Source organism: Thalassotalea montiporae (genome assembly GCF_053485855.1).
Genome location: NZ_JBQRUO010000001.1, coordinates 387077 through 410108, shown reverse-complemented (window position 1 = coordinate 410108; position 23032 = coordinate 387077). Strand labels below are relative to the sequence as shown.

At 44.2% G+C, this 23032-nt stretch carries 16 protein-coding genes; 10 read left to right on the top strand and 6 right to left on the bottom strand.

The window, feature by feature from the left end:
* Positions 1 to 31: 31 nt before the first annotated feature.
* A complete protein-coding gene (locus ACSLUR_RS01705) occupies positions 32 to 3247 on the bottom strand; it encodes a S8 family serine peptidase (RefSeq protein ID WP_448551233.1) in 3216 nt (1071 codons plus the stop codon).
* Between the two features lie 705 nt (positions 3248 to 3952).
* On the opposite strand from ACSLUR_RS01705, the gene ACSLUR_RS01700 reads away from it, so the two are divergent.
* The 6 genes from ACSLUR_RS01700 (at position 3953) to ACSLUR_RS01675 (ending at position 12791) form a co-directional block, all read left to right on the top strand.
* Complete coding sequence (locus ACSLUR_RS01700) at positions 3953 to 7189, top strand: VPS10 domain-containing protein (protein WP_448552960.1); 3237 nt, start codon at positions 3953 to 3955, stop codon at positions 7187 to 7189.
* Positions 7190 to 7433: 244 nt separating this feature from the next.
* Positions 7434 to 8321 (top strand): aspartoacylase, encoded by an 888-nt coding sequence (locus ACSLUR_RS01695; RefSeq protein ID WP_448551231.1) that lies wholly within the window; start codon positions 7434 to 7436, stop codon positions 8319 to 8321.
* Positions 8322 to 8507: 186 nt separating this feature from the next.
* On the top strand, positions 8508 to 9743 hold the full coding sequence (locus tag ACSLUR_RS01690) for a methyl-accepting chemotaxis protein (protein ID WP_448551229.1): 1236 nt from the start codon (positions 8508 to 8510) through the stop codon (positions 9741 to 9743).
* Positions 9744 to 10168: 425 nt separating this feature from the next.
* Complete coding sequence (locus ACSLUR_RS01685) at positions 10169 to 10912, top strand: thermostable hemolysin (protein WP_448551227.1); 744 nt, start codon at positions 10169 to 10171, stop codon at positions 10910 to 10912.
* Positions 10913 to 10921: 9 nt separating this feature from the next.
* Positions 10922 to 11572 (top strand): tetratricopeptide repeat protein, encoded by a 651-nt coding sequence (locus ACSLUR_RS01680; protein ID WP_448551225.1) that lies wholly within the window; start codon positions 10922 to 10924, stop codon positions 11570 to 11572.
* A 583-nt stretch (positions 11573 to 12155) separates the two neighbouring features.
* Positions 12156 to 12791: a hypothetical protein gene (locus ACSLUR_RS01675; protein WP_448551223.1), complete on the top strand. Its 636-nt coding sequence runs from the start codon at positions 12156 to 12158 to the stop codon at positions 12789 to 12791.
* Positions 12792 to 13138: 347 nt separating this feature from the next.
* On the opposite strand, the gene ACSLUR_RS01670 is transcribed toward ACSLUR_RS01675, so the two are convergent.
* The 5 genes from ACSLUR_RS01670 to ACSLUR_RS01650 all read right to left on the bottom strand — a co-directional run bounded on the left by ACSLUR_RS01670 (position 13139) and on the right by ACSLUR_RS01650 (position 18533).
* The gene (locus tag ACSLUR_RS01670; protein WP_448551221.1) at positions 13139 to 14512 is read right to left on the bottom strand and encodes an ATP-binding protein; all 1374 of its coding nucleotides are present in this window, start codon (positions 14510 to 14512) and stop codon (positions 13139 to 13141) included.
* Between the two features lie 3 nt (positions 14513 to 14515).
* Positions 14516 to 15175 (bottom strand): response regulator, encoded by a 660-nt coding sequence (locus ACSLUR_RS01665; RefSeq protein WP_448551219.1) that lies wholly within the window; start codon positions 15173 to 15175, stop codon positions 14516 to 14518.
* Positions 15176 to 15274: 99 nt separating this feature from the next.
* Positions 15275 to 16105, bottom strand: coding sequence for an SDR family oxidoreductase (locus ACSLUR_RS01660; protein ID WP_448551217.1), 831 nt, complete (start codon positions 16103 to 16105; stop codon positions 15275 to 15277).
* Between the two features lie 27 nt (positions 16106 to 16132).
* Positions 16133 to 16999, bottom strand: coding sequence for a TauD/TfdA family dioxygenase (locus tag ACSLUR_RS01655; protein WP_448551215.1), 867 nt, complete (start codon positions 16997 to 16999; stop codon positions 16133 to 16135).
* 13 nt (positions 17000 to 17012) lie between these two features.
* Positions 17013 to 18533 (bottom strand): AMP-binding protein, encoded by a 1521-nt coding sequence (locus ACSLUR_RS01650; protein WP_448551213.1) that lies wholly within the window; start codon positions 18531 to 18533, stop codon positions 17013 to 17015.
* A 537-nt stretch (positions 18534 to 19070) separates the two neighbouring features.
* Here ACSLUR_RS01650 and ACSLUR_RS01645 point away from each other — a divergent pair.
* The 4 genes from ACSLUR_RS01645 to tssC are packed head-to-tail and all read left to right on the top strand — an operon-like array spanning position 19071 to position 22984.
* Positions 19071 to 20417, top strand: coding sequence for a type VI secretion system protein TssA (locus tag ACSLUR_RS01645; protein ID WP_448551211.1), 1347 nt, complete (start codon positions 19071 to 19073; stop codon positions 20415 to 20417).
* A 53-nt stretch (positions 20418 to 20470) separates the two neighbouring features.
* A complete protein-coding gene (locus tag ACSLUR_RS01640) occupies positions 20471 to 21001 on the top strand; it encodes an Hcp family type VI secretion system effector (RefSeq protein ID WP_116015109.1) in 531 nt (176 codons plus the stop codon).
* 13 nt (positions 21002 to 21014) lie between these two features.
* Complete coding sequence (tssB, locus tag ACSLUR_RS01635; protein WP_116015111.1) at positions 21015 to 21512, top strand: type VI secretion system contractile sheath small subunit; 498 nt, start codon at positions 21015 to 21017, stop codon at positions 21510 to 21512.
* Complete coding sequence (tssC, locus tag ACSLUR_RS01630) at positions 21512 to 22984, top strand: type VI secretion system contractile sheath large subunit (RefSeq protein WP_116015112.1); 1473 nt, start codon at positions 21512 to 21514, stop codon at positions 22982 to 22984. Before tssB ends, tssC begins: the two co-directional genes overlap by 1 nt.
* Positions 22985 to 23032: the final 48 nt, after the last annotated feature.

The following is a 23032-nucleotide window of genomic DNA, read 5'->3' as shown; positions in this document are numbered from 1 at the left end:
GGGCTTTACACACCCTAGCGTAATATCTCTACTAATTCTGAACTTCTATTAATGTGGTAGCTTGAGGTGTACCACCATCGTCATAGAAAGTGACTGCGCCCATATGCAAGTTACCTTCAATTAAATTTCGACTGGTGATAGAAACTCTATTGAATCGACCATCAACAGCACGTGTTGAAGCGCGAATACGAGTAGAGCTTTCTGCTTGATGCAATACCCAGCTTGTCACTGTATAGTCAACGCTAGCTTCACCAGCAGTATCGAATGGACGCATGTACAAGATGTAGGTATCAAGCTCTGCTGGATTATCTCTCACTTCAGGATCCATCACGATAATCTGCTCATTGTTACCAAAGTTTTGCGATGTCGCCGCAACTGAACAGAAGCCCTCACGACAGACAATTAACCAAAGATCAATATCAGCAGCAGGTACACTGACCATATCTTCTGTAAGTTGAACTCTTAGGGCTTTAGTACCTTCAGGTACTGGCAAGTAATAACCTTTATCGAATACAGAGCCAAACGTAAACGGCTCATTAGCTTCTGCAGTATTGGAGAATGATTCAGATGGTGTTAAGCCCACATAGTCAATACTCGTTTCACCCGAATAAAGCATTTCCACAACAAATGAACCACGACCGCGACTATTCAAATCGACAGATACTGCCGGTGGAGCATCAATTAATACGGTTTCTGCAGGTAAAATAGCAATTGGACTACGCACGACATGACCACCGTTACCTGTTAATGTCACCGAACCAAATACCCATTGCCCAATCACCGCACTTTCAGTGCGAGAGAATGTCAACGCATAGTTAGCTTTGCCATTTGCAGGCACAACTAATGTGTTTCCTTCTGTTGGATTATTTTCACTGTCAAACGCAGTGATTACTACGTCAATACCAGCTGGCGCTTCAACAGATATTTGATATTCACCGCCATTGTCTGTTGCATCTGTTACTGTGCGAGAAATTGTTTCTGGCGAGGTAAGCTCAGCAATAGCTATCGAAGGTAAGTTAAGCTGACTCGCGTCTGTTGTGAAACCACTGTCACTGATGGCTTGACAATCACTCCCTTCCAATAAGCCCGAAATTAAGCCATCTGCGCCTTGGCCACATAAAAATCCAAGGTAGTCTAGGAAATTAGCGTCATAAACAAGTCCAGGATCAGTAGCATCTACAGGTGAGGCATGTCCTGCACCAAAATCGAAGGGATCAGCTGGCGTTGTACCATTAGGCTTAAATACCCCTTGATAAGCTGTTGTCATTAAGGCTGATTTCACCTGTGCTGGAGACCAACCTGGGTACTTTTCCATCAAAAGCGCAGCCATGCCTGCAATGTGCGGGCTAGACATTGATGTACCAGACAAATACGTAAAGTTCTCACCGTCAGAGTTTGAACCAAGTTGATCAAAGCTCGAAGCAGCTAAGATACGTGAGCCCGGCGCCGTAATATCTGGTTTAATAATGTCAGCAGTTTGAGGGTTAGGGCCTATGGAAGATGACGAATTCATAATGTTGCCCACTTCAATTGAATCTTCATCAATAGAGTTGTTGGTCATATTCACAGTCACAGGCGGAGGGACTTCTGCTGTTAATGCCGCTAAAAGAACTAGGCCATCAGAGTTTTTAATCATTACGCCTGGGATTAAGATATCGCTTGTATCTTCAGTAGCCCCCATTTGCAATGGCGCTCTGTCGTCTGTGTAAACAACAATGCCGTCAGCGTTAGCTTCTTGCGCATTTCTAAATTTGACGGTGAAGTTACAGGTGCCACGAGCAATTAAGGCGATTTTACCCGTCAAGTCAACAGTTAGAGGGTCACAAGCAGTGTAGATATTTTCTGTATCCTCAGCATTAACCAATTGAAGCTCTCGATTTAGCCCTTCTGCAGGAACTGGTGGGTTGATCGTACCAACAAATGAAAACACCGCCGTCGTCTCTGCATCAGCGATGTTATATTCGAGCTGGTTACCAATAAGCTTTGAAGTACCGTCATAAGTAGAGTTACCCACTGTTATCATCCAAGGCATAATATTACGAACAGAGCCCGGACCATCTGTCCCTTCGTTACCCGCCGAACCAGCAAATAAGACACCTGCTTGGGCAGCTTTTAATGAAGCAATGTTAACCGTACTCAAACCACCAATGGTCGGTGAATTGCCAATTGAATGGTTAATAACATCAACACCGTCAACTACTGCTTGATCAATAGCTGCTACACGGTCAACAGTTGTACAACTTCGAGGCCAACATACTTTATAAGCAGCAATACGAGCACGTGGTGCAATGCCTGAAATAACACCAATATCTATGCCCTGGATAGAGGCTTGAACCCCTGCATTACCGCCAGCTGTGCTTGCTGTATGACTTCCATGGCCATCAGCATCTCTTGCGGACACAAATTCACCGCTGTCGAAATCTATTCCTCCACTAGCAGTAAAGCCCGTGCCAAAATAGCGCGCACCTATTAGCTTATTGTTACAGGTAACTGTTTCGTCTTTATCTGTTGTTTCATCAGAATAAATAATAGTATCGTCATCGCCGAGTAGTGTTCCTATCGTGCCGACGTTACAAGCACCTTGCCAACCTTCTGGTGGGGCGTCATAGGCTCTTTCTGGAATATTAGAATCTTCAGCAAAGGCTGGGTTTTCAGGCCAAATACCGGAATCTAGAACACCTATAATGATATTCTCACCTTTCACATCGAGTGTCGGTTGATTGACTGCATCTACCAGCCCTAAAAAAGCAGGGGTATTTGATGTGTCAAGAGAGTCTATTCGATCTTCACTTACTGAGAGAACCTCGGGATGAGCGCGTAAAGAAGCTACTTGTTCTGGCGACAACTTCGCGGCAAAACCATTAACCGTGTGCGCGTAGTTATAAAGTATATCCACACTACCAATGTCAGACGCCACTTGCGCTTGTTTCGCTTTCATTGTTGCGATGTACCTGGTGATATTCGGTGTAGTCGGGTTATAACGGTTACCAAAGCTTGCCACTAACTGATTACTTGGTAATAGCTCCCCAAGCTCGGATGCTTTGGTAATACCTGATGCCCCTTTTAGCTGAACAATATAGACATCTGATTGCTTTTTACTTTTAGACGTAAGTCCGGTTTGGTCGACACTGGTGCTGGCACTAGTTGTGTTGGCACTAGTTGTGTTGGCATATACATGACTTTGAGCGATACCAACGGTCAGCGCAAGTGTTGCTAAACTCACCGTTAGTTTTCTTTTAAACTTCATTGCTTTCTCCTGTCGAAGTTTTTAACTTCTATGTGAATTACGTTCGTCAACAGCCACAAATTTTATGAGATGGCTGTATAAAAACGGTTTAAAACAACTGCCGTTTTTGAGAAAAGAAATGTTTAAGGATGGTAATAATTTATTGTCATATGAAGGTTCCTTTGTTTAGTTATTCTTATTATTAATCAGTTATTGTTATTGGATAGCGGTAGCTATGCTTAAAAGGCACTGCACCACTTTTTCTGACCGACACAAAGACTACTAGCTATGAACCAAGCCAGAATTTGTTATGACTAGCAAAGCTCGATCCAAAATCTCATCCAATTGATTGTTAAGGGTTTGTTAACATTACGATAATAAGAGGTGAACTATATTGTTAAATAAATTGACATATTTTGAGACAAAATATTGCTTACTCTTCTATTTTAGCAACACAAGGAGATTGAAATAGGCTCAAAACCAAGCTATACCGTTGATATGTATAATAAAATACTAGATAAAATTTATTTTAAGTATATTATTCATATATTATCTAGCAGTGTGGAAATTACTCTTATTGCCGTTTAACGCAAATACCTGTTGCCTAAACGCTTCTGCGCTTGAACAGAGAATCATTTCAAACTAGTGTTACTTTGTAACAAAAAATAACGATAAACTCGGTGAAACATGAAAAACCTACTCAAAGCAGCGATAGCTGCCTCCTTGATGGTGTCTGCTGCTGGCGTCTCAGCCAAGTCGGACGACGCCGAAAACAAATCACTGTTTACCAGTAAAACCTTTGATGCGATGGAAATGCGCAATATCGGCCCTGCTTATATGTCGGGTCGAATTGCTGACATTGCCGTCGACCAAAACAATCCGTCTACCTGGTATACCGCGGTAGGCTCAGGAGGTATTTGGAAAACGGTTAATGCAGGTACAACTTGGACACCTATTTTCGACAAGCAAGCGGTTTACTCAACCGGTGATGTCACTATCGATCCGAGTAACTCAGACATAATTTGGGTAGGTACAGGTGAGAATAACGGTGGCCGCCATATCAGTTTCGGCGATGGTATTTACAAGTCACTCGACGGCGGTAAAACATGGAAAAACATGGGCTTAAAAAAATCTGAGCGCATTTCCGATATTATTGTTCATCCGACCAATTCCAATATTGTTTGGGCGGCAGTGCAAGGCCCATTGTGGACGGGCGGCGGCGAACGCGGTCTTTACAAAACCACTGACGGTGGTAAAACATGGAAACAAGTATTAACGCCTGAAGACGAGTGGACGGGTGTTACCTCACTGTTGATCGACCCACGTAACCCTGACAAACTTTACGCAGCCACTTGGTCACGCCAGCGCAAAGTTGCCATTTACGTAGGTACAGGCCCAGGCTCAGGTATTCACACATCAGACGATGGCGGCGAAACATGGACTGAGCTAAAAACTGGCCTGCCAAAAGGCAACATGGGTAAGATTGGTATGGCAATCTCGCCAACGAATCCAGATGTGGTTTACGCAACGATCGAAACCGACAATCGCAAAGGTGGTTTTTATCGCTCCGCAAATCGCGGCGCTAGTTGGGAGAAAATGTCTGACGAAGTCGGCGGTGGTACAGGCCCTCACTACTACCAAGAAATTTTTGCCGATCAGCACCAATTTGATCGCGTTTACATTGCCAGTAACTACTCAAAAGTGTCGGATGATGGCGGTAAAACTTGGACGCCGATTAGCACTAAACGCAAGCACGTCGACGATCACGCATTTGCCTTCCACCCAACCGATCCTGACTTTGTCTTAATTGGTTCAGACGGCGGTATTTATATGTCGCACGATCGCATGGAGCACTGGCGCTTTATTGCCAACTTGCCATTAACTCAGTTCTACAAAGTCGCTCCTGACGATGCTGAGCCTTTTTACAATGTTTACGCAGGCGCACAGGATAACTCAACGCAAGGTGGTCCATCGCGCACTGCACGAGCAGAAGGCATTAAAAACAAAGACTGGTTCCTCACACTAGGTGGCGATGGTCATCAGCCGGCAACAGAGCCGGGCAACCCAGATATTATGTACTCGCAGTGGCAACAAGGTAACCTTAACCGCCGTGACGTAAAAACGGGTGAAAATGTTTACATCAAGCCACAGCCTCGTCCGGGTGAGCCAGCAGAGCGCTACAACTGGGATGCACCAATCAATGTTTCAAGCCATGATCCAAAGCGTTTATATTTTGCGTCACAGCGCGTTTGGCGATCTGACGATCGCGGCGACAGTTGGACACCCGTTTCAGGTGATTTAACTAAAAACGGTAATCGTATGCACATCCCAATGATGGGACGTACTTGGTCGGTAGAAGCTGGCTGGGATATTTACGCGATGTCGGAATATCACACCATTGCTAACTTCTCAGAAAGTCCAGTGGATGAGAACATTTTATGGGTCGGTACAGACGATGGGTTAATTCAAGTCACCACTGACGGTGGTAAAACGTGGAAAAAAATTGACTTAGGCAAAGTGCGCGGCGTACCTGCGACTGCCTATGTAAACGATATCCGCGCCGATCTTTACGATCCAAACACAGTTTATGTTGCGCTTGATAACCACAAGTACGGTGATTTTAAGCCTTACTTAATCAAATCCACTAACTTAGGTAAAAAGTGGACATCACTGGCCAAAGACCTACCAGAGAAACACTTGGTATGGCGCATTGTTCAAGATCACGTGAATAAAGACCTGATGTTTATCGGTACTGAATTCGGTGTTTTCTTCACGGTTGATGGTGGTAATAAGTGGTTAGAGCTAAACGGCGGCATACCAACGATTTCAACTCGCGATGTAAAAATTCAACGCCGTGAAAACGATTTAGTTGCCGGTACTTTTGGCCGTGGTATCTACATTTTAGATGACTATGCACCACTGCGTAACCTCACTGAAAAAGCGATGGAGCAAGACGCACTATTATTTGCGCCAAGCCGCCCAGTAAAATGGTTCTCGTTAGATACGAATCATGCAAGATCTGACGGTGACGATCGCTATGCAGCGAAAAACCCAGCACATGGTGCGACCCTAACCTATTTCTTAAAAGACAGCTTATTGACCGCAAAAGAAAAGCGCCAAGCAGCTGAAAAGAAAATGGTGAAAGATAAGAAATATCCTAAATACCCAAGCTGGGAAGCGATTGAAAAAGAAAATCAAGAAGCTAAACCTGCTGTTTACCTTGAAATTACCGACGCAAACGGCCAATTTGTTAACCGTGTTGCAGGTAAAACAACAAAAGGTTTACACCGTATCACTTGGGATATGACCTATGCTAAGAGCACTGCGGTTACAGGCGAGAAACAATCGCCTTGGCACCCACTTGCTAAGGGTTTAATGGCATCACCAGGTAAATACACAGCGACTTTATATCAGCGCGTTGGCAGTGAAATTAGTCAACTTGCTAGCCCTGTAGCCTTTGATCTTAAACCTATTTTTGACGCGGCAATTAGTGGTAATTCACAAGATGAAATCGTTAAGTTCGGCCAAGATGTGGTTGCAGCAGAGCGTCAATCTTCAGCCGCAAGTGCCGTACTTAAAGGTATTACCAAGAAGATGGAAGCGATTCGCACAGCCATTGATCGCACGCCGAACAATATTGCAGCGTTAGAGCGACAATATGCTGACATTCAGGCAGAAATTAACGCCATCAACCTTGAGTTAACTGGCTTGAAATCACGTGATCGCAAAGGCGCGAAACCGGCCAATATCGCAAGCCGCTTAGGTTACGCCATGTCGGCAGTACGCTCGTCTTATGGCCCTACTCAGCAGCATCGCGAGCAATTTGGCTATGCACTTGAAGGCCTGAATGCGGTAACCAAGCGCTTGAATGTGCTGGAAGTCACGACAATTCCAGCATTGCAGAAAGCCATGAGTGAAGCAGGTGCCCCTTGGACGGTTGGCTCTGCACTTATCACACAATAGTTAGGTTAAGCTGAAGGCTTTTTACTGTTTAACCTCCTCTCACCAATTTGAGACAGGTGAGTAATCAAAAACGGCGTCTACATTAGACGCCATTTTTATGCCCATACGATAATCAACAAAGGTTGCCCCTTGTTCACCTTTCAAATTGATATAGAAAATAACAGCTTACTCATGTTAATTTTCATCAGCATGAGTAAGATAAGAGCTCAGCAGACGCTCAATCGAATAAGGGACGCCTTAACTAATGAAAAAAATCAACAAAGTTGCCGTAGTCGGTGGTACGCACGGTAACGAATTCAGTGGAATTTACCTGTTAAGAAAATGGCAAAAATCCCCTGATTTACTCGCCAGAGAAGGGCTTAACGTCGAAACCTTATTCGCCAACCCCAAAGGCTTTGAAGAAAATAAACGCTATCTTGACTGCGATCTTAACCGACAGTTCACGCTTGAAGATCTCGCCAACCCAGCATTGGCTAACTACGAACAAAGCAGAGCTAAAGTTATCAATGCCCAGCTTGGTCCGAAAGGAAATGCCAAGTCTGACTTTATTATCGACTTGCACAATACCACCAGCAACATGGGGCCAACCCTGATCCTATTAAAATCGGATGATTTTAATAAAAAAATGGGCGCTTACGTATTGTCAAAAATGCCTGAAGCCATTGTCGTTTATGAAGATCAGGTGTCGATGGAAGAACATTACTTCTTGGCATCCATTGCACCACAGGGGGTGATTGTTGAAATTGGTCCTCAGCCGCAATCGGTGATACGCCAAGACGTGCTCGATTGGATGGAGACCATGACGCAAACCATCTTAGATTTTGTCGTAATCTACAATAACAACCGGTTGCCTGAACTGCCTGCTAGCTACGATGCTTACAAATACACCGAAAGCCTCACACTGCCACAAGATGAAGACGGCGAGCGTATCGGTATGGTGCACAAAAACGTGCAAGACAACGACTTCAAGCCATTGAGTAAAGGCGACCCTATTTTCACCCTATTTGATGGCGGTGAAATTACTTACCAAGGTGAATATGAAGCCTATCCGCACTTTATTAATGAAGCAGCGTATTACGACAACAACCTAGCAATGTCACTGGCTGAGAAAATTACCATCACGCTTGATTAAAGCGTGATGGCTTACTTGCTCGACAACAAAATTTTATTAGACTTTTCGGGAACAAGTAGGACGTTTATACTTGCCACATCTAGAGTTTGATAGTTTTGTTAATCGGCTGAAAACCAAAGGCACTAATCAATTTTTCATCATTTGGGCAAATTTGCATCAGTTAAGTATAAAGTAGAGAAAGGTATTATGGGTTCAGGATTTTGGAAGTTATATTCGTTTATTGAAACGAGTTTTTTTTATACCTTGTCGCGAAAAATCATCGGCAACATAGGTTTTCTACTCTTATTTCAAATCGCTGCGTTTGTCTTATTTCTACAATTAGATGGCGCTTCTGCCGAGCAAACAGAAACTATTTTAACTTGGGGGAAAACGCTGTTTGCCCTCAGCTTTTTAGCCTTCGGTTTTACTCTATTCTATCTGCACTACTTATTTGTTAGGCCAATTAAAGCGATTTTAGCCAGCTTACAAAACATTAACTCCCATGATGGTGACTTAACCACTCAGCTACCGGCATTCACTCACGACGAATTTCGCCAACTTTCTGAACAGTACAACACCTTTGTTGCCAACTTATCTGAGCTACTTAACACCATTCACAGCAATTCAGAGCAAGCCAATAGTGCTACCGACAGCGTTGTTCACGCAGTCGCTGTTGCCAACGACAAAGCGAATTCTCAAAAGCAGCTCAGTGAGCAAATTTTTGAATCCAGTAACCATATCAACAACAGTATCAGCCATATTGTTGGCGCGTCAGAAACGGTTGCAACTAGCAACAAATCGAGCTTAGATAAAGCGATGTCAGCAAACCAGCAGCTGACCCAAATACAAGAGCAAACTGCACAAATCGGTGCCTTACTTGGCCAGTTCGCAACAACCGTTGACGGCCTACAGCAAAATGCAGGTAATATCCGTAACATCCTTAAAATGGTGGAAGAATTTGCCGACCAAACCAACCTACTGGCATTGAATGCTGCAATTGAAGCAGCGCGAGCGGGTGATGCAGGTAGAGGTTTTGCCGTAGTAGCGGATGAAGTGCGCTCGCTTTCCTCTAAAGTTGCTGACGCAACCCAGCAGATTACTTCATTTATTAACGATATGGACAGTTTGGTCACTGACACTAAAACGGAATCTGACAAGCTAGTTGACCAATCGCAGCAAACGCATAATACCATTGAAGAAACCAACTCAACGTTTGCTCAAATGATGACTGACTTTAATGCCAACACCAAAGAGTTTGACGCCATCAGTGATGCCATTCATGAGCTCAACGCACAGTACCTTCAAACCCATAGCAACGTTGAAAACATCTCAAGCTTGAGTGAAACCTTACAAGGGCAAATGCAACAAGCCAACAACGAAGCACAAGTGGCACAAACACAAGCCGAACAAACCCAAAACCGACTATCTCGCTTTGCTCGCTAAGTTTGACTGACGATAATTATTAGCGATGAGGTATTTAGAGCCACCGCCTCGCCTGCCCCCCTAAAACTATTTACTCGATTGTTTGAATCGAGTAAATAGTGAATAAACCTACGAAATTATGAGAAACAATCTAACCGCTTGATAAGTTCACTTAGTGATGGCTCAAAATACATACTGATTAACGCTAAGAGCTAACTTAAGAATCAAGCCATCCATACTCTCTTTAATGCTCCTCACGAGTTCTTATACTTCTAATTATTAAAATAAATCTCAAAGAGTGCCGCTCAGAATATATAAACAGTCTGCGCTTTATGGCAACCAGGTAATTAATCACATTAGTTAATTTCAATGTTAATAAATCTCTTAAGGTTTCGTTAAGATTCACTTCTTAGTGTTTGCACATAGCCAGTGAAAAGGAGCTCGTTATGATGCAAGCATACAGTCTAGAAAGACACTTTACGCCGCCATTATTTGTCCCTCAGCAACCCAAGGCATTAGATAAAAGTGCTGAGAAACAGGTGATTTTTGCCAACCGCCATTCATCATCGAGAGCAGAAATAGCGCAATTTATTCAGTCGGGCTTTCGCACAGCATATGGTGCATCTATTCAAGTTTCGATGCCTTACTTAATTGCAATTGAGCAGTCAAAAAAGAAAGCATCACTTGGTTTTAGAGGGGGACACTTACCCTTATTTGTCGAGCAATACTTTCACCATACGATTGAGCAACACCCATTTTTTAAGGCGGAAAAAGTCGCGCGCAACAACATCGTCGAGATCGGCCATTTGTATAGCAATAGCCGTATGCTAACCCTGCCGTTATTTATGGTGACTGCGCTTAGCTTGCAACAGCTAGGTTTCGATTACCTGGTTTTTTCCGCCTCGCACAAGGTTAAAAACATCATCGAAAAAGGCGGTATCCAGCTTGACTATTTAGTCGATGCCTGCCCAGAGCAGCTGCGTGATTCAGACGAACACTGGGGCAGTTACTATCAAACCAATCCGAAAGTTTACGCCTTATCGCTCAAAAACATCGTCGATAAAGTGCGAACTTCCCCTTACCACAGGCCTTATCGTCACTTTTTAAACGCTGGCGTCGATGAAATCTGTGAACAGTATTTAACGCAATTAACTCAGCAATACCTAGCTAAGCAATACCTATCTAAATAAGGAATATAAATGAAATTAGCCACTTACCTTTTATCTAGCTGTCTACTGTCAAGCGCCGCCCTTGCCACCGAAGTAAGCAACACCTTTAATGATAAACTGCTTGCCGTTCAGCATGCTTGGGCAAAAGCTAACTATGAAGCTCAGGACAAAACTCAACAGGCGGCGTTTAAGCAGCTATCAGAGCAAAGCTTAAATTTAGCAAGTGAGTATCCTAAAAAAGCAGAGTCATGGATCTGGCATGGCATCGTTCAGTCAAGTTATGCAAATGCAAAAGGCGGTCTAGGTGCCCTATCGCTAATTGATGATGCAAAAGAAGCGTTTGAATTAGCCATTGACCTTAATGACCAAGCGCTTGATGGCTCAGCACATACCAGCTTAGGTATTTTGTACCTTAAGGTGCCCGGTTGGCCGGTCAGTTTCGGGGATGATGACGAAGCCGAGAAACATTTAAAATTGGCACAACAAATCAATCCTGATGGCATCGATGTAAACTTCTTCTTGGCGCAATATTATATTGAACAAGACAAGTGGCCAAAAGCCAAAGAGCATTTACTGCTTGCCCAAGCGGCGCCAAAACGAGCGCATCGACCATTAGCAGATAAATACCGACAGCAAGAGGTTGCGACCTTACTCACCGAGGTAAATAAGGCGCTCGACTAGCCACTTCAATCTGCTTTTAATTATCTAAGCTTGTCAAACGACAAGCTTTTTTAGCTTTCACTCCCCTCTGTGCTTGCACAAAATAAGCGTTATTGCATCCAAAATTCTTCAACAAAATTAACTCAATTCATGCCTGAGTAATTATTTTGATTTCTTAAGATTGCGTTAAGGATCGCCCCTTAATTTGTACATAACGACGCTTTAGGAGCATGTTATGAGGCAAGCACAGGCAATTCAAAATCGTCATCTACTTATCTCGAGGCCAGCCGAAAAGACGGGTAATCTCCCGCCAGTTACCCATGGCGTCTTACCCATACTTTTTCTCTATTCAAAAAAGGGCTGCTATCGCAGGCCGCTCCTTAGAGCAAGCACTGAGCTAGCCAGTTCAGCGATGCAACACATCAAACAGTTAACCGAGCAAACCTTTAAGCCACAAGTCAACCAATGGCTAGGTGTAGCGCCTACTTGTGGCTGCAATGGATTTTGAAACAAGTCGCGGTTGTTGCGACTGACTTCAAAAAATAGGCACAAAAACGTGCCACTAACCCTTACTTAACGATCTGATACAAAGAGGACATTGATCATGAAAGTAAAACACATCAAAAGACTGACCATTGCTAACGCGGTATCTGCCGCCTTAGTTTGCGCTGCAAGTGCGCAGGCCGAAGAGCAACTGGTCGACGCGAAATTTACCCTACATAACCAGCAACTACTGATTAATTCTATCGTGCAAGAAGATAATGAGACTTCAGCAGAAGTCGATTTGCTGACCAAGGTCGAGATGCTACCTAGTGAGTGCGATACCTTAGGCACATACCCTGATAGCGAGCTTTACCTTAGCGATCCTGCACTAGAACTGGTCGGTAGCTGGACAGCAGATGATATTGAATTCGTTGAACTAGATAACGCGTCGGAAGATGAGGTCGATGATGAAGATGACGACCTCGATGACGGCGACGAAATCGACGACGACGACGAAATCGACGACGACGACGATGACGACGACGATGACGATGACGATGACGACGAAGATGACGACGACAGCGATGATGCGTTAGAAAGCGAAGTATCAGAGCAGGAGACGCAATATTTAAGCATCTCGTTTGAAGGCTACCTTGTCTTTAGTGAGTTGGTAACAGAAGCTGGTGTCGCCACCTGTAACTCGACCTTTATTGGCGAGTTAAACGGCGATACTTACACGCCACCAGTAGTGGAATAAGGCTCACACTCCAAAAACAATCAAATCATGTAGATGCGGCATTCGCCGCTCTACTTTTCTTACTTATTGAACTCATGGTTATTTAGTAAATCGCTATTTGATTAGCCGCTGTAGCATATAAGTTGTCGTTTGCTGGAATATACAGCCGTTTACCGTTACTGCCATTCGCTTTCACAAGCATTCTTTACCACAAACATTCATTATCATGACAATTGCCTGTATCGGCATTTTATCTTTAAAAGAACGCCCATGTCCGCAACATTGCCGCGCCATTTATGCCCCTAATATAGAGGCTAAACCCATCTGTTATAGAATAAAGAGATTGGCGATTGGCAAGCGCTGCCAGATTAGCCATGTACAGCAAATGAAAACTCAACCGCTAAGCCACCTTCTGGTCGTTGCTGCAGTTGCCAGTGAATTTCATGCAGGCTAGCAATTTTATCAACAATGGCTAAGCCTAACCCTGAGCCTTCGGCTTTCGCGGTTGGGACTCTGAAAAACCTGTCTTTAACACGCTCTAATAGCTCTGCTGGCACGCCAGGGCCTTGATCTTGCACTGTCACTTTTTGCCCATCGAGATCCACCAAGATAGTTATATCAGACGACATTGGTGAATACTTAATGGCATTGCTAACTACATTGCTTAGCATATTGTGTAATAGTGGCGCATTGCCTTGGAATTCCAAACTATTTTCCGTGTTGTTAACGTATTTTATCGTAAGCGTTTGCTCTTTATTTTGCGCAAGCTGACGATTATCCGCTAATACCTTATCGACAATCGCTAATAAGTTCACTGCATCAAATTGGTGGTGTGCTACTTCAGCGTCAGCTCGGCTTAGCGCGAGAAGTTGTGTTACCAAATGCGATAGCCGGTGAATGCCGCGTTTAAGGTTGATGATAGCGCCGTCAAGCGCGGCATTATCATTTTCTTCCAGCAGATTTTCGGTATGGATCATTAATGCCGCTAATGGTGTTCTTAATTCATGTGCCGCATCTGATGAAAAGCGCCGCTCCTTTTCGTATTGCCCCGATAAAGAGTCAAAAAGCAGATTAATTTCATCGATAAGACTGCTCACTTCTTCTGGCTCTTTGTTATAGGCAAGCTTTTCTAAGCTGTTGTAATCTCGATCCTTAACATCTTTGGCGATGATAGCCAGTGGTTTCAGGCCATTTCTGATCACTAGGTTGACGATAAAAATAAAAAACGGCGTAAAGGCAAAGAGTGGAATGGCGTGATCAAGGGCAATATCGTGCACCAGTTCATCGCGAATATCCATGCGCTCACCCACCACTAACCACCAGTTGTCTTCTTTGGAAAACAAGGTGAAGATTCGCCATTCAAATTCGCCTACTAGATGAAAGGTATACCCTTGCTTTAGTCCAGACTCAGGATGATCAGGGGCACTGGCTGAGCGAAGAATTAAGCCAGTTTCGTCAATCACTTGAAAAGAGACTTTTTTCTCGTAATTGTGTTGCATTACATGCGGATCTTTTTCCTTGGCCAGCAAGGCTTCAACCATAGGTACCTGATGCTGTTCAACGGTTTGTCGACTGAGCATACCGTGCAGCACGCGTGCCGATTGGGCTAAGCTGGCATCGAATAATTCTTCGACTTCACGCGAGGTGTCATAGTAGACCCAAGCGGCAGGAATAATGGTCATGGTTAGCACCCATGCCGTAATATTCAGGGTGAGATAACGCCTGATTGAATAGGATTTCATGATTTAGTTACTTTCTAATTTATATCCAACACCCCTAACCGTTTTTATGATTGAACTATAAAGTTTTTTACGCAGGTGATGGATGTGAACTTCAATACTGTTGCTTTCTACTTCTACATCCCAGCCATATACCACATCTTCAAGCTTCTCTTTGCTGAGCACACGATTAGGATGATTGAGAAATTCAACTAACAAAGTTGTTTCTCTGCGGCTAAGTTCTACTTGTTGGCCATCTAAGGTCACTTCTCGTGAGGCAGGATTAAATGACACTCGACCATGTTGCACTAATGGCTCGACATGACCATGATTTCGCCGCCCTAAGGCTCTAAGTCGCGCTTTTAATTCCGCGAGTTCAAAAGGTTTGACTAAGTAGTCGTCGGCGCCGGAATCTAAGCCAATGATCTTGTCATCTGTGGTATCGCGAGCGGTGAGAATGATAATCGGCGTATCAAATTTCTCACGTCTGGCATCCTTTAACACCTCAATACCGTCTTTACTTGGCAAGGTTAAATCTAAAATAACCAAATCAAAGGATTCTGTTTGAATAGCCTGACTCGCCTGAGCCCCATCCGTTAGCCAATCCGTTTGGTAACCCTCTTTATTAAGAGCGGTTTTTATTCCTTCACCTAAGAGTTCGTCGTCTTCAACAAGTAAAATGCGCACGTAAAATAAGGCTCTAAGCTATGATAATTGTGATACGCGTTAAACTAGCGTATTTGTTTAGCTACATCAATCTGCTTAGACCCTTATTTGTTATGGTCATCAACACTTTAGCGCAAAGCTTTTGATCACCGGCAACTGTTTGGCAATGGATTGACCGACCAGATTGGGAAATAGCTGATTCAGTTTGACAAAAAAGCGCTCAGGCCAGCCAATATAGCGCTCACGCTTGCGACTGGCTAACAAGGTGACCAGCTCCTGTGCCACTAACTCCGGGCTATCAGTCGCTGTTTTTAGTACTTTATTGAGCTGATTAACCGCATCGCTATTTATCGTGGTCGCGGTCGCACGCGGCGAAAAATACTTAACCGCGACTTGTGTGTCGGCTAATTCTCGCCCTAATGATTCACTAAAGCCTCGAAGTGCATATTTACTGGTGCAATAAGCTGTGTAGCCGGGATAGCCGATACTGCCAAATGTAGAGCCAACGTTAATAATTTGCGCGCTATCTTGTGTTAATAACATCGGCAATAGACATTGGGTTAGCTGCATTGGCGCTAACGAATTAGTCACCAGCATATTTTCTAATTGCGCTGGGCTGGTCTGCTCAAGCAATGCAAACTGACTAATACCAGCGTTATTAATTAGAGTATTCACCTTAAAAGGCAATGCCTGTAATGCAGTAAGTAATGTTTGGCGATCATTTTCATCAGTGATATCCACCTGAATGGCAAACACTCGCTGCTCAGAACTAAGGCAGTTAGCTTGTAACTCGCGCTGTAACTGCTCAAGTTTTTCTTGGCTTCGCCCCAGTAGCACCAGATTTGCCCCTGCTTTACATAATAACTTGGCAGTGGCTTGGCCAATACCACCGGTTGCCCCGGTTAACAAGACATTAGATGAGGCTAAGGTTTTTAACTGAAGTTTGTTCATCTTTATTCCCTCCAACACAATAAACGACTAACTACCCATACCGATAAATAGCTCGCGCTCGCTCAGTGGTACGGTGATTTCTCGGCGCCCATGCATCACTCTATGGTTGTCGATTAGGATGACATCGCCATCCTGCCACTGGTGCTCTATCGTTAACTCCTCTGCCAGCGCTGCGGTATCTTGAATCAAGGCGTCACTGACTTTTTCACCATTTTCAAAGCGGTATTCTGGCGTTTGGTAGTTAAACGAAGGCCCTAATATTGCGTTTGCAAAGGCCAATTTGTGGCTGTCAGTGCTGCCGTTTACTTTCAAACAGGGATTAATATCAAGCTCGTAATGAAGGTTATCTTGCTCATCAATGGTGCCGCGCTGCCGTGCGTTGACCTTGATTAAATCTTGCAAATGCTGCGCTGAAACTTGCTCAGGATTGTCTAGCAGCGGATGTTGATCGACCACGTATTGTCGCCACAACGCAGAGGGCAGTTGACGGGAGACGGTTACTTGCCGTTGCCACTGTTTTTTCATCGCAGGCGGCATCGCTTCATATAATTCAACGCCATCACATATCGTAGTTTGTGACCCCTTAGCCGCACTTTTCGCGCTATAAAATGCCACAAGTTTTGGCGGGAACGGCGTATTACCGTTTTCTATATGCAGGCCAACCGCAGCCGTACCAGCATCGACTTTTTGGCTCACGCCATCGATAAAAGCTCGCGCAGGGTCAAAGGTTAGCTGATTGGTATATTGCTTTAATAACGCACTAAACATCTCAAGGTTTTCGCAATACTGATTAACCAGTGCCCAGCCACGCGTGCTAAGTTGTTGCTGAATATGCAAGCTTGCCTGGTTGGCAAGTATTGAGCGCTCTACTGATTTGGTGTTAGTTAATGTCATCTTATCTCTCCTGCTAAGCTGCGCTAGATGTGGCTAGTGTTGAAAATGTTTTGTTTTCATAGTGGCTCAGTATCTCCGCTCGCTTAGGACGGCCATTTGCGGTTAGTAGTCCATTTTCGGCGGTAAATGGGTAAGAGCTGATATACCAATGCCCCAGCCTTGCATAATCAGGTAGCTGCGCATTAACACGAGCTAATATCTGGCTGACATTGACCTTGCTCTTGCTCTCATCATTTAGCACCAAAACCGTCGATAATGTCGCTTCAGCTTCGCCGATAACCACCGCCTGTTTAATTTCTTTTTGCGCCGTCAATATCGACTCCACCCACTCTGGTGAAATATTGCGGCCAAATGAGCTCACTAAAATATTCTTCTTGCGACCAGTGACAAAGACATAACCCTCTTCATCGATATAACCGAGATCGCCGGTCGCAATTGAGCTCCCAGTTGCCGCAAACTCGCCCAAATAGCCCAACATTGACTGACCATGAACAATCAGCTCACCGTCGGAATTAACCGTTAACTGGGCGTGATCTAATACCTTGCCAACGCTGCCAACTTTGTTGTGCTCAGGCACGTTCAAGCAAACAACGGAGCCACATTCGGATAAGCCGTAGCCTTGGAATATTGGCAGCCCTATTTGCTCTGCCAGTTGTAACACCTTAGGAGAGACAACGCCGCCCCCCACGGCAACAAACTGCAAATTGTTAGCAATTCGAGATAAGTGCTTGAACGGCTGCGCGACCAAATTTTCCAATATCTGAGGAAATAAAATCATGCTTGCTACCTGAAAACGGGCAACTTGCTCAATTAGCCGTGCTGCATCAAATTGAGCATTAGAGTCAAATCCGAGTTTCTGAATTGGCTGGGTGATAACAACGCCACCACTCAATAGCGGTAAATAAACCCCTGCGATGTTTTCCAACAAGGTTGCTAACGACATCACACATAAATGACGAGGATTGGTATCACGAGTATTCGTCTGAATTGCCTGCAATAGGCTTAAACAAACAGTTTCTATATTGTCGTAAGATAAACATACCCCTTTCGGCTCACCCGTAGACCCAGAAGTAAAGGTAATTTTGGCAGTGTTTTTGGGATACTTTTGCTGCTGGCTAGCTAGCGACGTAGCAACTAATTGACAGTGTTCGCCAGAGACCTCAATCCCCTGAGTCGACGTATCCGTTATCGGCAATACTTGGCGCAGTTTAGGGTTATTGAGCAATACAAAATCAATACCGGCGTTGGCGATCAAATGTTGAGTTTGCCTAGGAGAAAAGAATAAGGGGATAGGGATAACACAGATGCCTAACTTTGCCGCCGCAAGATCGTAAACGATCCAATCCGCACAGTTATCCATGTAGATACCCAGACAACTTACATTCGCTGCCTGCAAACTCCCTTCTGCCGCAGCAATAGCATCAAGCAAACCTGCATTACTAATGATTTTTGGGATGTCACCATCACAAATTAACGCCGTTTGCCGTGGCGCACTGGTAGCCCGTTGCTTTATTGCTTCTAAAATCAGTTCCATATGTGCTCCTGTAGGTAAAGGCTAAGCGTTAGCGCTATGCTTTTGCGCTATACGTTGGTTTTAGGAACACTTTGCTAAGTGAAGCTTAAGGAAGTCTTAAGTAAATAAAATAATTCGAACAGGCTTAGTCGGATTCAATGCAAGCCTTTAATTCCATATGCCTACAGAAACCAAGCAAAGCAAAGCAAAGGCAACTAATCACTCCAAAAGTTTGAAACAACAGAACACTTCACAATAATTTCAATATCCACATTTTGCTCACAATTGATTGTTACTATCGCAATACAGGATGTATTACCGATGAGTGAAGAGTCTAATACGGGTGAAAAGATTACCTAAAGCGGTGTGATACTGGCCTCTGATATTGTGACAAAAGTGCTTTGCTTATGTTTGATCACAATGACATCTACCTCCTCAAAGGTAGTACCAGTTGAAACATATATGCTAGCGATGTATTTGTCATAATTGCCTTGACAATAAACGAGTCTAGTTCAATATAATTGATTAAAAAATATAAGAAGAACATACGAAAACGCAATGTTGTTATTCTCTGATGGGGACACGTTAACGTCCGGAGACTATCTAAAAGCAGATCGTTCGAAGTACCGCGAGTTACGCAACTTGCTTAACGTCGCTCAAGCGAGTCTGCGTAAATTGGTAGAGACGACCGAGTCACTCAGTGATAAAGCGCTTCAGCAAACAAATGCCGCAAGTTGGGAAGACTTGCAGGTCGCTTGTCAATCTGCCTTAAAAAATCAATCTCGTGACATTGAAATATTTTGTTGGTGGTTAACGGCTCTTGCCTATAAACGCAGTGATCTATCCTTGTTGGAGCAAGGCTTAGACGACTTTGTATTCGCTGTGACAAGTCTAGGTGACACAATTCACCCCCAACTGCCAGAAAAAAAGCTTGCTAATTATGACGGTAACCAAGTTCAGACAAAACAGTGTGAAAATCAAACACGCCCACTAGAGCAGCTTATTGGTGACAACCCAAATAGCGGATTGCTCAGCATCCCGTTAATGGCATTTCCTTTTTTAGATGATTACGCGCTGCGTAATTACCTTTCCGACAAAAAATCAGGGAATACTGACTCTGTAAAAGCAGAGTTTACCGCCAGCGCACTCAGCCGATACGACGAATTAAAAGAGCGTTATGACCGTATTCTGGCCATTGACAGTAAAATTGCGGTTATTCAACAGTGCATTAATGATTATCGATTCGAGGTCAGTAAAGAAGCGGCGATAGGCGACAAACTGCAACCGCTGGGCTTTAGCTTTGTGCGTGATAATTTAAAGCAGATCAAAAGTATGTATTTATACTTTTGCCCAAAACTGGAAACAGTAGAAGAACCTGATTCACAGGAGTCTCTCGAGCCTGCAACTCAAAATGTAGCTAATGACCAAACTAGTCTAGAACAGCATCAGCCAACGAGAACCTCGGCACCTAGTGTTACAACGCAACAAGCTACAGCAGTTGAGACAAGCTCAAGAGCTTACACGAGAGAAGATGCACTAGCAGACTTAAATCGCATTGCAGTTTTCTTCAAAAAAACAGAACCACACAACCCAATCCCCTACTTGCTAGCACGCGCGATTAAGTGGGGCAATATGTCATTTTCTGAATTGATGACTGAGTTAGTCAGTAAAGATTCACCTGTACTAGCTGAAATCAGCAAGCTCACAGGCGTAGACAGTGATATTAATACGTTATTAAACAACGATGTTGCTTTGCCGACAGCAGAAGTAGAGCAGCCTAAACCAGCAGCGCAAGCGCAAGCTCCCGTAGAAGCAAAAGAAGCTTCTACGCCGCAAGTAAGCCCTGCTGAACCAACGCAAACATCGCAACCGACTTCTGAAAGTCAGTCCGGTAGTTTGTGGTAATAAACCGATAACAAACAACCTAGATATAAGAATTTTACAACAAGGAGATTAAAATGGCTTCAATCTTTATGAGAATTGACGGCAACGAATCCATCAAAGGTGCAGCAACTGTAGTAGACCTAAACAGCAAAAAAGGTTGGTTTGCCATTGACAGTTTATCATGGGGTGCAATGCGAGGCGTGTCAGTTGATATTGGCAATGCCAACAACCAAGATAACGGTATGGTCGCGTTGGGCGAAATCAGCATTGCCAAAGGCTACGATGGAGCAACACCTTACCTACTAACATACCTTTTCCAACCTGGTGCGGAAGGCAAAACAGTCGAACTAGTGATGACGAAACCATCACGCGACGGCAAAGGTATCGTCCCTTATTTCGTCATTTCTTTAGAAGAAGCACGTATGGCTAACTTCAGTATTTCAGGTAGCGACGGTGGTCAGCCATCAGAGTCTTTTTCATTAACTTACACTAAGATTGAACAAATGTTCTTCGTTGAAGACGAAGGCGGTAAATTAGAGAAAGCGGCATCCGTTAAGTATGACGCTACCAATAACCAGTTAACGTCAGCTGCTGACTTGAAATAAACAGGTGTAAATCATGGCCTTAAATTCACAACATAAACGCGTGAGTAAAAACCGCGTAAGTATTACTTACGACGTTGAAACTAACGGCGCATCAGAGAAAAAAGAACTACCATTCGTGTCAGCGGTGATGGGTAACTTTTCCGGTGGGAAAGAAGATCCTAAAGACGTCGAAGATCGCGAATTTATCCAAGTGGATCAAGACAACTTTAACGATGTATTGAGTCGCATTGGACCAGAGTTGTCGCTCAAAGTTGATAACGTGATCGAAGAAGACGATAGCCAGTTTGAAGTTAACTTAGCGTTTAATTCGATGAAAGACTTTGAGCCTGACGCCCTTGTTGAACGAATTGAGCCACTTAAAAAGCTGCTAGAAACGCGTAATCAACTCAATGAACTGCTTAGTAAAGCGGATCGTTCACGCGACTTTGAAAAATTACTAAAAGACATCTTACAAAGCGCTGACTCGTTAAGTGCGCTGTCAGATGAACTTGGCGTCAAGGGAGAAGAGTAATGTCTGAAGAATTAGAACAAGGCGGCAGTGCTAGTGGCGAAAGTTTATCGTTTTTAGATCAAGCCATTAATGCAACCAGCCAAACGGCACCGGATCGCACCAAAGAACTGTTAACTTCGCTAACACAAGAAGCGATGTCAGGAACAGTAACATGGGATAAGAACTTAACTGATACCATTGCTAATGCAGTAGCCGCGATTGACAAAAAAATGTCTGCTCAACTTTCTGCCATCATGCAGCAAGATGAATTCAAGCAATTAGAAGGCTCTTGGTTAGGTTTACAAAAACTTATTCGCAACAGCGCATTAGGCACATCGCAGAAAGTAAAACTGCTTAACATCTCAAAAGACGAGTTATTAGAGCAATTTGAAGATGCGCCAGCAGTCGATCGCAGCCCAATTTTTAACTCGCTTTATCAACACGAATACGGCACCGCTGGTGGTGAGCCATACGGTTTATTACTCGGTGACTACGAATTCTCACAAAGCGATGAAGATGTCGCGTTATTGCGCTATATGGGTGAAGTTGGCGCAGCAAGTCACGCACCATTTATCGCCGCAGCATCCCCTGAAATGTTTGAATTGAACAGCTTCAAAACCTTCGACGAAGGTAAGCCAATTGCGCCAGCTTTTGACTCGCCTAGTTACGCTTCTTGGAACTCGTTCCGCGAAAGTGACGATGCGCGTTATGTTACCTTGACGATGCCGCGTACCATGGCGCGCATGCCATACGGCGCCAAAGGCAAATCAATAAAGTCGTTTAACTTTGAAGAATTAGGGGTAGACAGCGCAGGTAATCCTAAACCGCAAAGCAACGACGAAATCGTGTGGTCTAATGCAGCTTACGACTTAGGCCTTAATATGAACAAAGCCTTTGAAGCTTACGGCTGGTGTACCGCTATTCGCGGTATGGACAATGGCGGTAAAGTTGAGGCACTGCCTAACTTAACCTACTTAACTGACGCTGGCGACATTACCCAACAATGTCCGACTGAAGTTAACCTAACCGATGAACGCGAAAAAGAGCTGAGCGATTTAGGCTTTATGCCATTGGTTCACTACAAAAACACCGACTACGGCGTGTTCTTGGGCGGTCAAACCACGCAGAAACCCAAAGAATACACAGACCCTGATGCCACCAGTAATGCAGCGATTTCTGCCCGTTTGCCTTACATTATGGCCAGTAGCCGTATCGCCCACTACCTAAAGGTTATGGGTCGCGATAACATCGGCTCTAATATGGAAGCAGCTGATATCCAGAAACAAATGAGTGAGTGGATTGCTATGTACACCAACTCAGGTGCTATGGGTAATGAAGAACGTGCGAAAACTCCGTTGGCTGAAGCAAGTATTTCAGTTATCGAGCAACCAGGTCGCCCTGGGGCTTACTCGGCAGTTGCACACTTGCGCCCATGGTTACAGATGGAAGAATTAACCACATCTGTGCGCATGGTAGCTAGCCTTCCAGGTTAAATAATCGAGTATCAAAGGCGCCATACTTTGTGGCGCCTTTTCTCTATC